Source organism: Tateyamaria sp. ANG-S1, from assembly GCF_000814025.1.
Taxonomy (GTDB): Bacteria; Pseudomonadota; Alphaproteobacteria; order Rhodobacterales; family Rhodobacteraceae; genus Tateyamaria.
In genome coordinates, this window is the sequence record NZ_JWLL01000006.1 from 967,236 (window position 1) to 979,399 (window position 12,164).

General features: G+C 62.1%; 9 protein-coding genes, 1 tRNA gene and 1 pseudogene. 5 read left to right on the top strand and 6 right to left on the bottom strand.

All coding sequences use genetic code 11. The annotated features are described in order from the left end of the window. Positions 1-59: 59 nt before the first annotated feature. From RA29_RS16150 to RA29_RS16170, 5 genes are all read right to left on the bottom strand, one after another. Entirely contained in the window at positions 60-677 is a 618-nt protein-coding gene (locus tag RA29_RS16150; RefSeq protein ID WP_052249686.1) for a Crp/Fnr family transcriptional regulator, read from the bottom strand. Then, entirely contained in the window at positions 674-1,618 is a 945-nt protein-coding gene (locus tag RA29_RS16155) for an MBL fold metallo-hydrolase (protein WP_039687599.1), read from the bottom strand. The genes RA29_RS16150 and RA29_RS16155 overlap by 4 nt, the downstream gene beginning before the upstream one ends. Continuing rightward, entirely contained in the window at positions 1,615-2,526 is a 912-nt protein-coding gene (locus RA29_RS16160) for an MBL fold metallo-hydrolase (RefSeq protein WP_039687600.1), read from the bottom strand. The genes RA29_RS16155 and RA29_RS16160 overlap by 4 nt, the downstream gene beginning before the upstream one ends. Before the next feature lie 120 nt (positions 2,527-2,646). Then, positions 2,647-2,733: transfer RNA gene (locus RA29_RS16165), tRNA-Leu, on the bottom strand. 122 nt (positions 2,734-2,855) lie between these two features. Then, positions 2,856-4,532, bottom strand: coding sequence for a peptidoglycan-binding domain-containing protein (locus RA29_RS16170; protein ID WP_039687601.1), 1,677 nt, complete (start codon positions 4,530-4,532; stop codon positions 2,856-2,858). A 196-nt stretch (positions 4,533-4,728) separates the two neighbouring features. Here RA29_RS16170 and lipB point away from each other — a divergent pair. Beyond that, positions 4,729-5,388 (top strand): annotated as a pseudogene (gene lipB, locus RA29_RS16175) (lipoyl(octanoyl) transferase LipB); the annotation flags it as partial. Positions 5,389-5,476: 88 nt separating this feature from the next. Here lipB and RA29_RS16180 read toward each other — a convergent pair. After that, entirely contained in the window at positions 5,477-7,903 is a 2,427-nt protein-coding gene (locus RA29_RS16180) for a Hint domain-containing protein (RefSeq protein ID WP_039687603.1), read from the bottom strand. A 377-nt stretch (positions 7,904-8,280) separates the two neighbouring features. On the opposite strand from RA29_RS16180, the gene ctaD reads away from it, so the two are divergent. The 4 genes from ctaD (at position 8,281) to RA29_RS16200 (ending at position 12,148) form a co-directional block, all read left to right on the top strand. Then, on the top strand, positions 8,281-9,954 hold the full coding sequence (ctaD, locus tag RA29_RS16185; protein WP_039687604.1) for a cytochrome c oxidase subunit I: 1,674 nt from the start codon (positions 8,281-8,283) through the stop codon (positions 9,952-9,954). Positions 9,955-10,030: 76 nt separating this feature from the next. Continuing rightward, positions 10,031-10,621, top strand: coding sequence for a hypothetical protein (locus RA29_RS16190; protein ID WP_193743543.1), 591 nt, complete (start codon positions 10,031-10,033; stop codon positions 10,619-10,621). A 336-nt stretch (positions 10,622-10,957) separates the two neighbouring features. Beyond that, positions 10,958-11,572: a peptidoglycan-binding protein gene (locus RA29_RS16195; RefSeq protein ID WP_052249687.1), complete on the top strand. Its 615-nt coding sequence runs from the start codon at positions 10,958-10,960 to the stop codon at positions 11,570-11,572. 93 nt (positions 11,573-11,665) lie between these two features. Next, positions 11,666-12,148, top strand: a complete 483-nt coding sequence (locus RA29_RS16200; protein ID WP_039687607.1) for a DUF2244 domain-containing protein — start codon at positions 11,666-11,668, stop codon at positions 12,146-12,148. The last annotated feature ends 16 nt before the right edge of the window (positions 12,149-12,164 follow it).

A 12,164-nucleotide genomic window follows, 5' to 3' on the forward strand; every position in this document is an offset into this window, starting at 1 on the left:
TCCATTCTGCGGTTACGGGCGCACCCTGCCCCGATCCATCGCAGCCGTCTGTGACTTCGTCACACGCCGTCCTGCAATCCGTGATTTTCCAGCGCCGCCGGGTCCAGAACGGTGATCGTCCCCCGCTCCACCGCAATCCATCCACTCCGCTCGAACGACTTCAGCGTCCGCGACACCACCTCGCGCGCCGTTCCCAACTCCTGCGCAATGTCCTGCTGCGTCCGCGCAACCTTGGCCGGTTGCCCACTCAACCACCGCGCCAGCTTCAGATCCGTGCGGTGCAGCAGCAGCGCATCAATCACATCCGTCAACTCGCCCACCCGCTGGGCAAAGCCGCGAAACACCAGCTCGCGAAAGCCCGCATCCCGGCCCATCAGCGCCTGAAACCGCGCCGCACTGATCGCCACAGCAGTCACAGCACCCTCCGCATATCCATACCCGGAGTAAGGCCGCCCCGACAAAAGACAGGTGGTCGTCAGCACGCAACTGTCGCCAGCCCGCACGCGGTACAGCACCACCGTCCGCCCCGCCGCATTCGTCTGCTCCACCCGAACCACACCGGACTGCACGATCAGAAACGCGCGCCCCTCATCACCGGGGCGAAACAGGCACGTGCCATCCGGGGCGGCAATCGGATCGCCCTGATCTGCGTAATCCGCAAGGCTTTGCTGCGTCACTCGAATTCCATCTGCTCATAGACCCGCCCCGCATTCCGCGTGGCCAGCTCTTCATAGGTATCGAGATGTAGATAGGGGCTCTGATCGACATAGTAAGCCTCTGCCAGATCACCGCCCGCATCCAGATGCGCACCGACAACCTCGCGCAGATGCACCAGATAGTCGCGCGTGTAGCGCCTTACCTGCGCCATGTTGGTCGGATGGCCGTGCCCCGGAATGACATAGGTGGCACCCAGCGGCTCAAAGCAACAATCCCACGTCTCGATCCAGTCGAGCGCAATGGTATCCTCAAAAATCGGTAACATCCGCTCGTGAAAGGCCATGTCGCCCGCAATGACCATGCCCTGCTCGGGCAGCCACACCTGCGTATCGCCGGGACCATGGGCGGGACCAAGATGCAAAACCTCGATCCGGAAGTCCCCCATCTCGATGACTTCCTTGTCCTCAAACGTCCGCGTCGGCGGCGCGACAAAGGTGCCCTCGGCCTTGTCGCGATTATACGTCTTCATCTGCTCAAGGATGCGGTTGCCCCGCTCCTTGATCTCATGCGCCGCATCCACATGGGCCAGGATCGGCACGCCTTGCTCCGCCCAATAGGAATTGCCCAGCATCGCATGGCCCTGCCCGTTCTCATCAATCACCAGCTTCACCGGCTGATCAGTCACAGCCTTGATCTCGTCATGCAGCGCCTTGGCCAGCAGATAGGCCGCCCCGCCATTGACCACGACCACCCCGTCGCCCGTGACAATAAAGCTCAGATTGTTGTTGTGCCCGCTGTTCTCATAGGTCGGCGGCGCGGTGGCGCCGATGGCGGACCACACATGCGGGATCACCTCGACCGGCTTGGAGTATAGAACCGAGCCCGGATACTGATCCGCAATATCTTCACTCGCGAAAACGGGTGCAGCGCAAAGCGCCAAAGCCACAGCACCCCGCATCATGAGCCCTCCGGCACAAACACGTACCCCTCAGATGTCCGATCCACGCGCCCCATCCCGCCCTGCGGCAGATGAAAGCCCACGACCTGCATCTGCTCGGACACGATCCGGTCAAACAGCATCGAGCGCGTCTTTGCCGCCAGTTCACCATCCTGATCCGACCCACTGATCCATTCCGGCTTGTGAAAGGCGACGTGATGATTGCCAATCGCGTCGCCCAGTATCAGGGCGGCGTCTGATCCGTTGCGCACTTCAAAACTCATATGCCCCGGCGTGTGACCATGCGTGGCAACTGCCGCGATCCCCGGCAGCACCTCCTGCCCACCGTCAAACAGCACCACGCTGTCCTCAATCACCTCCATCCGGCGCTTGGCCCCCACGGCAAAGGCCGCGCGCGCCTCGCCAATGGTATCGACGGTTTCGGGGTTCCACCAATACTCCCACTCAGCGCGGCCCATTATGTACGTCGCATCGGCAAACACCGGTTCGTCGAAATCGTCGAGCAGACCCCAGATATGATCCGGGTGCGCGTGAGTGAACACCACATGGGTAATGTCCTCGGGCGCCAGTCCAAGGGCGTTCAGACCATCCACAACGCTCCCCGCCGTCGGCATGAAATCGGGACCAGAGCCCACATCGAACAGCACAGTACGCTCCCCATCCCGGTAAAGCGCCAGATTGCACTCTGGCGTCAGTTGAGTGGACGACAGATCATAAGACGCCAGGATCGGCTGCAACGCATCCTGCGGCATCGGATCAAAGATGAAGCTGCCCGGCAGGGTAAGGCTCCCATCGCTCACAGTAGTAAGCGACGCCGCCCCCAACTCCGCCCGCGCGACCAAAGGCGACAGGCCCAAACACCCCGCAGCCGCACCGCTTTGCGCCAGAAAAGATCGCCGATCCATCCGCATCCCCCCACATTCAAATTCTCATATCTGAATGTTTCTCAAGCAAATTCATAAATCAAGATGTTTCCCGCAACGACGCAACACCGCAGGAACACTCGAAAACCTGAAGAGAGGGGAAAGAAGTGGTGCGGCCGGCGAGACTCGAACTCGCACGAGTGTTACCTCACAGCGACCTCAACGCTGCGCGTCTACCAATTCCGCCACGGCCGCACGCCTTGACTTGGTGAGCGGGGTTTAGCGACGAACGCGCGCCTTGCCAAGCCGAAAACTCAAAGAAAAACCGGGGCCTGCAAAAGGCCCCGGTTTGATCGCTCAAAGTAGGTCAGACTGGATCAGTCCGACGCGATCCCGAATGTGGGCAAGGCCACAGGCTGCACGGTCGGCTGCGCCGGTGCGACGCCCGAATTGGACACGCCCAGTTGCAACGATGCCTTGCGCAGCAGCTCCACGCGCTCGGGCTGGCCGGGCGCAAACTCCGCCTTGGCGCCAGCGTCGATGGCCTTCAGCCCTTCGGCATACCAGACACGCGCATTGTCCACACGCGGCGCGGTGCCGAACCCCTGCGCCAGATGGTGGCCCATGATCTCACCATACACATGATCACCCATAGCATACATCATCAGCGCCGATCCCAGCGCCACATCCATGTTGTCGGTGCGATACCCCACGCCCATGCAGATCTGCGCAGTGCCTTTCAACTGCGCAGGCGACATGCCGGTGGTCAGGATAAAGCTCGTGACATCCTGCACGACCTCTTGCTGCGATTTCAGCGCAAGGGCCGCCACATAGGGCTGCATGGCCGGGCCAAACTGCTCGCACTGCGCCGCGATCTGGTCGGGGGTAAAGCCCTGCACCTTCGCGATCATGTCCTCGCTTTTCGCGATGGCATAGGTGCGCGCCAGGCAGAACTGTTCGTTCAGCGCGACGTTCGGGTCGGTCATCTTGTCCGCCGTGGTAAAGCCGCCATTGGTGTTGGTCAGCAGCGACACGGTGTTGCAATGCGACGCGAGCGACTGGGCCGATCCGGTCCCGCCGAGGAAGTTCGGCAAGGCCGACGGAGCCGCAGCCACCGCCGTGGTGCCGGGCGACGCCGGGATGGCCGTCGCCACAGGCAGCGTCGCCGACTGCACCTCGGGCAGGCTCGGCGCGGGCTGTGCCGGGGCCGGTGTCGCCACGGCGACCGTTGCCCCGTCCGTCTTGGCGCAGTTGCCACGCTGACAGCTGAACATGGCCGGTGTCACGTTGAACGCCTGAAAATCGTTGCGCTCGTACCCTTCGGGGGTGGAGGCAAAGACGCGCACCGCACAGCTTTGCGCATTGCACCAAAAAGCGCTGCCGGTCACGGACGTGTCGATGACATAATCGGTCTGACCGTCGCCATTCATGTCCGCCAGCTGGATAAAGCCCGAGCGTTGCACCAACTGCTGCGCACTCGGGTCCGAGCTACGCGCAATCTCGTTGACGGACGCCGCCACTTCACGCGGCAGGCCATAGGTGTCACCCAGCGGCGCGGTCGGGCTGCCGCCGGCCAGATCGGTGCGATAGGCAATCAGCAGACCCCGGCTGCCCTGCCCCAGCGATGCAATCTGCTGCGACGCAGCCAGCGGGTCGGCCTGCGCCCGGTTATAGGCGCCGATCAGCAGGCTCTGCTCGTACGGCGTCAATTGCCCCGTGGCCGGATAGCCCAGAAAGCTCTGATAGGCCGAAATCGCATTGCGCGAGCGCTGGCCCAATTGGCCATCCACGCTGCCCGCGTTGAAGCCAAAGTAGTTGAGCGAGGTCTGGATCTGCCGCCCCTCCTGCGTCGAGGGCAGGCGCGGCTTGTAGGATTTCTTAGTATAGCTCCGCTTTGCGGACGATTTCTTTCGATTTTGGTTTGCAGCTGCCCCCACAATTCCGCCAATAATGGCCCCGGCCACAAAGTCACCGGCATCGGCGGCGACACGTGAGGCAGGTACAAAAGCAACGGAACAAGCGAGAACGGATGCGACAATCGGCTTTCTGAACATGACAAATACTCCACAGAATATGCCAAGACTGTAACAGCGTCTCCAGATTCGCGAAGTCATTAATTCCCGACCCATGCGGATTCGTTTGGCGCACTTCACACGCATATCGCGAAGTCGGGCGAGCCGACCGACCAAAACCGAAAAGGACACAGGCAGGTGAGCGCAACACGGACATGGCAAAGGCACGCAGGCTGAACAGATGGTTGAATGGATCACCACACCCGGCCTGACCGATTACCGTGACGCCGAAGCCTGGATGGACGCGCGCGCAACGGCCATCGCCGCAGGCACCGCCGACGAATGTGTCTGGCTCCTCGAACACCCGCCGCTTTACACGGCAGGCACCTCGGCCAAGCCCGAGGACCTGACCGATCCACACCGGTTTCCGGTCCACGAGACGCGGCGCGGCGGGCAGTACACCTATCACGGCCCGGGCCAGCGCGTGGCCTATACGCTTTTGGACGTGGGCAAACGCGGGCGCGACGTGCGCGCCTTTGTCCAGCAGCTCGAGACCTGGGTGATCGCGACGCTCGAGACCTTCAACGTCACGGGCGAGATCCGCGAAGGGCGCGTCGGTGTCTGGGTCACCCGTCCCGAAAAACCGCCGCAGCCCAACGGATCCACGGCCGAAGACAAGATCGCGGCCATCGGCATCCGCCTGCGCAAATGGGTCAGCTTTCACGGGCTCAGCATCAATGTCGAACCGGACCTGTCCCATTTCGACGGCATCGTGCCCTGCGGGATCGCAGAACACGGGGTGACGTCGCTGGTCGATCTTGGGCTGCCGGTGACGATGGAAGATGTGGATGTGGCACTGCGTCAGACCTTCGACACAGTGTTCGAAAAGCAGCCGTGATCCAAAGGCCGCTGCGCGACGACATTTTTTAAGGGGCGCTGCCCCCGTCCTGCGGACTCCCCCGAGGTATTTTCAGCCAGAAGAAAGACTAGTCGAGCATGCCCGCAAGTGCGCGCGCCTCGTAGCCTTTCATGACTGGGCGCACGCAGCGGCTGGCGCACATCAGAAGTTCCGGGAACAGGCGTGCGATTTCCAGGGCAACGGCCCCTTCTTCGGTGTCGCCAAACTCCACCGCCTCGACGGCCTCCCGTGTCAGGTGGAAGCTTTCGGTCGGCGCACCTTCGGCATAGATCACCTCGTGCCGGTCCATCAGGAGATGGTAGTAGGTCACATGGGGGCGCGGCACGCGGTAGATCATGTCGCCGCGCACAAGGTTGACCGCGCTCACCAGCACCTCATCCGCGCCAAAAAGCATCTGCGCCCGCCAATCCGCGATCAGCATCCGGTGGGCCGGCGATACGACCAGGTCCCGCGCATTGCCCAACGCACCGGCCGAGATATGGACCGGGGCCAGATCGCCCGACCCATCGACCCGGCGTCGCAGGACGGCCCGCACAGGCCGGTCGCCATTGTCCCAGGTGCGCAGGCGCATACCGCGCTGCAACGCCTCAACCGGCACCAGGCCCTCAGTCGTCTCAATCAGCGCACCGGCGGTAAAGCAGGCCACATTGGTGTTGTCGAAGGTCAGGTCGCTGCCGGTCACCCCTGTCAGTGTGATCGATCCACCCAGAGCCGTGTTGTCGCTATAGTCACCAACCGACTGGTTCAGCACACCATCATCGGCCAGATCGGCGCGCAGCTCGAAAATGTTGGTGTAAAAGGCGCTCAGGTCGATGAAATCGTTGTTGGTCTGATCACCGTCGTCGATCGCACCGCTGTTGCCCGCATTGAAATCCGTAATGACGTCATCGCCATCACCGGCATTGAACACATAGGTGTCGTCACCCGCCCCACCGGTCAGCGTGTCGTTGCCCGTGCCGCCCTCAAGCGTGTCATTGGCCGCATCCACCCGCACAATGCTGAAATTGTCGATTGCGAAGCTTTCATTCGCGATGCTCGAATTCAGCGTGCTGCCAAAGCCGATTGTCAGGTCTTCGGGCGGGTTCGTGATCGTGATCACGACATTCATGATCGTGTCCTGCGAATTCGACACCGATCCACCGGTCGTATAGCCCAACTCGCCCGTCTGTTCGTTCGTGAAGTCGATGGTGTAGGTCGCGCCATCGGCGCCCACGAAACTCTGGCTCGCCGGAGAGGACGTGTCACCGGCCAGATGCGCGATCCGCACCTCTTCGCCGTTGAGTGTGATCACAAAGTCTTCGCCATCCCAGCTGTCCAGCAGCAGGGCGTCGAACTCGACCTGGACCTCGTCAGTATCCGCGCCGAGTTCAAAGGTGCGTTCGGTCGCGACCAGCCCATCACCGGCACCGAAGCGACCCAGCGATGTGCCGAGGTTGGGGTCAGTTTCGGCCGTGTTGTCGGACCAGCCGCTGGCGCCGCTTTCAAAGTCGTCCTCGTAAAGCGTTGTGCTATCGGACCCGTCATCGCCGACGAGAACATCCGCGCCGTCCCCCCCGACAAGGCTGTCGGCCCCCTGCTGGCCCTCAAGCGTGTCCGCGCCGTCACCGCCCTCCAGCGTGTCGTCTCCGGTGCCACCCGTCAGAACGTCGTCTCCGCCGTCCCCGCTGACACTGTCGTTCCCGCTGCCACCATCGACACTGTCATTATCGGCCCCACCAGACAGCGTGTCATTGCCGCCATCCCCGGTGATCGTGTCGTCGCCCGCGCCACCGTCAATCACATCGTCGCCCTCGACGCCCGCAGGGCTGCCCGTGACCGAGTATTCCGGCCCCGGTGGCATCCCGATCATGGGCGAGGTCAGCAGGTTCTGAGTGGCACCACCGGTGTCCGGTCCATTGATCGTGGCCGACAGCGAATCCCCGCCGCGGTTCTCCCAATAGCGGATCTGGATCGTATAGGTCTCATTCGGATCAAGCGTGACGTCCCCGAACCGTGTGGTCGTCGCCTGGTGAAAGTCGTTGTTCAGATAGTCCAGCGTGCCGCCCGTCTGGTTGTCGAACTGAACGGGATTTCCTTCGGAATCAAAGATTTGGAGCGTGGACCCGTCATCGGACGACGTGGTCAGGCGGTACGTACCACCCGCCGTGACATTCAGGGTGCTGGTGTAGATGACGCCGAAATCTTCCGGGTTGCCGCTGGTGCCGCGCACCGTGTTGGTCAGCCCGCCCTCGTTGAAGTCGGTGACATAGCCCGAGCCCGTGCGCGTCCCGTTCTCGATGTCAAACGCCTGCCCGGCAGCCGAGGAAAAGTTAAAGTCAAACGTCTCGAAATGCCACGCGCCCTCAACCGGGCCGTCGCCTGTCAGCACATCGGCACCACCGCCACCGGTGATCGTGTCGCTGCCAAACCCGCCGGTCAACGTATCCGCACCGCTTGAGCCAGAAATGGCCTGATCACCCTGGGTGCCTGGGTTCGTGTTGTCGTTCGTTGCCATTATCCTGCACTCGGTCTTGGATGCGTCTGGGCGCGGTTGGCTCAGCAATGGCCTTGGATTCGGGCGGAACGAGGGATGAATACTGCCCCTGCGCGTCCGATATTGTGACCATTCCGTGGCTTTGCGGCGTTTCTGGAAACAATGCAGCGTTGCACGCGCTGATTGTATCGCAGCATAGCAGGCCAGCACCAACTCCAGACCGCGATGACGGCACGTGACATGACATGTGCAGCATGATTCACACGCGACAATTCATCCCGGCCTTCGGGCGTATCTTCCATTGATGCGCGCGGGCCAAAACTTTAGAACCACTCAAGAATCCGTGCGCGGAGCGGGAACCCCGTGCGCGATAAAACCAACCAGCCAGGAGGCACCGCATGGCAGACGCAGCCATTCACGGGCAAGAGCACGAAGACGAACGGGGCTTTTTCACCCGTTGGTTCATGTCCACCAACCACAAAGACATCGGGATCCTGTACCTGATCACCTCGGCCCTTGTCGGCTTCATCTCGGTCGCATTCACGGTTTATATGCGCCTTGAGCTGATGGATCCGGGCGTCCAATACATGTGCATGGAAGGCGCACGCCTGACAGCGGCTGCCGCGGGCGAATGTACCCCCAACGGGCACCTCTGGAACGTGCTGATCACCGGCCACGGCATCCTGATGATGTTCTTCGTCGTGATCCCTGCCCTCTTCGGTGGTTTTGGCAACTATTTCATGCCGTTGCAGATCGGCGCGCCGGACATGGCATTCCCGCGCATGAACAACCTGTCCTTCTGGCTCTACGTTGCGGGCACCACGCTCGCGGTCTGCTCGGTCATCGCACCGGGTGGCAACGGCCAGCTTGGCTCGGGCGTGGGCTGGGTGCTCTATCCGCCGCTCTCGACCAACGAACAGGGCATGTCGATGGACCTCGCGATCTTTGCGGTCCACGTCTCGGGTGCTTCGTCTATCCTGGGTGCGATCAACATGATCACCACCTTCCTGAACATGCGCGCACCGGGCATGACGCTCTTCAAGGTGCCGCTGTTTGCATGGTCGATCTTTGTGACATCGTGGCTGATCCTGCTGTCGCTGCCGGTTCTGGCGGGCGCGATCACCATGCTTCTGATGGACCGCAACTTCGGCTTCACCTTCTTTGATCCGGCCGGTGGCGGTGACCCCGTGCTCTACCAGCACATCCTGTGGTTCTTCGGCCACCCCGAGGTTTACATCATCATCCTGCCCGGCTTCGGCATCATCTCTCACGTGATTGCCACCTTCTCGCGCAAGCCCGTCTTCGGCTACCTGCCAATGGTCTGGGCGATCATCGCGATCGGCGCACTGGGCTTTGTCGTGTGGGCGCACCACATGTACACGGTCGGCATGTCGCTGAACCAGCAGGCCTACTTCATGCTGGCCACGATGGTCATCGCCGTGCCCACAGGGGTCAAGGTCTTCTCGTGGATCGCCACGATGTGGGGCGGCTCGGTCGAGTTCAAGACACCCATGCTCTGGGCCTTCGGCTTCCTGTTCCTCTTCACCGTGGGTGGGGTGACAGGCATCGTGCTGTCTCAGGCCGCCGTGGACCGCTACTACCATGACACATACTATGTGGTCGCACACTTCCACTACGTGATGTCGTTGGGCGCCGTCTTCGCCATCTTCGCCGGGATCTACTTCTATTTCCCCAAGATGACGGGCCGCATGTACCCCGAATGGGCAGGCAAGCTGCACTTCTGGACCATGTTCATCGGTGCCAACATCACCTTCTTCCCGCAGCACTTCCTGGGCCGCCAGGGCATGCCGCGCCGCTACATCGACTACCCGGAGCAGTTCGCCTACTGGAACGCCTGGTCGTCCTGGGGTGCGTTCCTGTCCTTCGCCTCGTTCCTGTTCTTCTTCGGGGTGATCGCCTACTCGCTGCTGCGCGGCGCCAAGGTGACGGAAAACAACCCCTGGAACGAATACGCGGACACGCTGGAATGGACCCTGCCCAGCCCGCCGCCGGAACACACGTTCGAAACCCTGCCCAAGCAGGAAGACTGGGACAAACAGCCCTCGCACTAAGTGCGGTCTGATCCAAAAAACCAAAGGGCTCCGGTGGCGACCGGGGCCCTTTTTCTTCAAAGGCAGCCGCCCTCAAATGCCAACGCCGCCCTCTATCGACGTATTCTCCTTGATATGCCTCGCTGGAATGGCAGGCGTCAGCCTCGTTCTGCATCGCAAAACCGTCCCTGCCCCGATGCACGCGGCGACCCTTGTCGCGCTTGGTATCGTCAGCATCGGCGCTTCCGTCATCTATAATACCGCGACGCTTTCGGGGCTCGCTGTCGATGGCATAGCAAACCAATTCGACGCTTTTGCCAGTCAGGCCCCGCTCCTCATTACATCGATCACAGTACCCCTTCTGGTGCTGGCGGTCCTTGGGCCATGGCAGGCGTTGACACAAAACTGGCGCGGCGCACCGCAACGCAGCACATGGTACATCCTGCACTGGACGTTGCTCGTGGGATGGCTTGCCGTTGCCCTGATGGACCCCGCCCCCCTGTTCGCAAACATCCCTCCACTTGCCGAACAATCGCCCGAAGACCGACGGGACCTGATGACCAATCTGAGCAACGCAAGACAGACCTACATGATCGCGATCATCCTCTACGCGATCGCCACAACAGGGATCTTCCTGCTCCCTATTGTCGCGCGCTGGGTGAACCCGTGGCACAAAGGCAGACCCTGACTCTGCACACCAATTGCCAAAGGCCCCCTTTCTTCTGGCTGAAAATACCTCGGGGGGCTTGGGGGGCTGGCCCCCCATCCAACACTGGATCACCTAAAGAAAACCGCCGCAAAACCGCACCCCCACCCCTATTGTTATGCAATATCACGTAACAAAACTGGGCCATCTCCCGCCCAAGACCGCGCAGAAACGCGCGAACCACCGCCCACGCGCGCGCACGGCTCCCAAACCATCTTCCCCGACACAGGCCCTGCCCCATATGCCAGTCACATAGCTGCCTGTCCCCCGTGCTGCCCGAACATCCCGGAGCCAGGCGATACGAAGAAAGGAGCAGTCATGCTGTCCAAAACATTGATCTCCGCCGCCATCGCGGCGTCACTCGCCCTCGTCCCTGCCACGCGCGCAGCAGCGGACAGCAAGGACTTTATCGCCGGCGCCCTCCTGGGTGGGATCGGCGGCGCAATCATCAACAACGAAGTGCGCAAGAACAAAGAACGCCAGGCCGCACGCAGCCGCGCCGTCGCCCCGCGCACCACGACAACCACGCAACGCGCCTACCGCGCGCCTGCACAAAAGACCTATCGCCCGTCGATCCCGGCCACGCCCGAGGGGCGCGAGATCCAGTCCTCGCTCAACTATTTCGGCTTTGACGCGGGCAGCATCGACGGCAAGGTCGGGTCCCGGACCCGCGACGCCATCGCCGACTTCCAGCGCTACATGGGCTACGAAGGCACCGGCACGCTGACCTCGTTCCAGCAGCACCTGCTGACCTCGGCCTATTTCCGCGCCGAAGCGGGCGGCAACCGGACCTTCCAGGACATCGCCTCGCATCCCGACGGCACCCGCGGCCTGCTCAAGATCTACCGCGACGATCTGGCAGCAGGCAGCACGCGGGAACGCACGCTGCGGCCTGAACCGTCCGCCTCATCATCGTCCTTCACCGACCTGTAAAAAACACCCGAGCAGCAGTTGGGGCGGCGCACTCGTGCCGCCCCGCGACATCCTGCCCTTCGACTTCGAAGCATTGCGGCATATAAACACGATATGCCCTATCGCTGGACAACAGAACCCGACGCACAGGTGCAGGAACTGCACCTCTGGCCGCACAACTCGCTGCCGCAACACGGAATGGCGGCCTTTGTCCTCGCGACCTTCACCTTCATCCTGATCCCCGCCCTGCCACTTCTGGGCTCCGTGGTCCTATGGGGCCTCCTGCCCTTCGTGATGGGCGCCGTCTGGGCGATGTATTTCGCGCTGCGCCGCAACCGCCGCGCCCGCCAGATCATCGAGGTGCTGACACTGGACGCCGATGACACGCACCTCACCCGGACAGACCCCAACGGGCAGGTGCAGGAATGGGATTGCAACCGCTATTGGACGCAAGTGACCAAATACGACGATGAGGGCCCGGTGCCCCACTACGTCACGCTCAAGGGCAAGGGCCGCGAGGTCGAAATCGGCGCCTTCCTCAGCGAAGAGGAGCGCATCGCGCTCTACGATGAGCTTCAACGCGCGCTGCGCCGTTAACCGCGGTTAACGGCCC

What these genes read in the sequence shown, in the direction of transcription:
- ctaD (WP_039687604.1), top strand. Translation starts at nt 8,281, where the DNA reads ATGGCAGACGCAGCCATTCACGGGCAAGAGCACGAAGACGAACGGGGC.
- RA29_RS16190 (WP_193743543.1), top strand. Translation starts at nt 10,031, where the DNA reads ATGCCAACGCCGCCCTCTATCGACGTATTCTCCTTGATATGCCTCGCT.
- RA29_RS16195 (WP_052249687.1), top strand. Translation starts at nt 10,958, where the DNA reads ATGCTGTCCAAAACATTGATCTCCGCCGCCATCGCGGCGTCACTCGCC.
- RA29_RS16160 (WP_039687600.1), bottom strand. Translation starts at nt 2,526, where the DNA reads ATGCGGATGGATCGGCGATCTTTTCTGGCGCAAAGCGGTGCGGCTGCG.
- RA29_RS16180 (WP_039687603.1), bottom strand. Translation starts at nt 7,903, where the DNA reads ATGGCAACGAACGACAACACGAACCCAGGCACCCAGGGTGATCAGGCC.
- RA29_RS16155 (WP_039687599.1), bottom strand. Translation starts at nt 1,618, where the DNA reads ATGATGCGGGGTGCTGTGGCTTTGGCGCTTTGCGCTGCACCCGTTTTC.
- RA29_RS16200 (WP_039687607.1), top strand. Translation starts at nt 11,666, where the DNA reads ATGCCCTATCGCTGGACAACAGAACCCGACGCACAGGTGCAGGAACTG.
- RA29_RS16170 (WP_039687601.1), bottom strand. Translation starts at nt 4,532, where the DNA reads ATGTTCAGAAAGCCGATTGTCGCATCCGTTCTCGCTTGTTCCGTTGCT.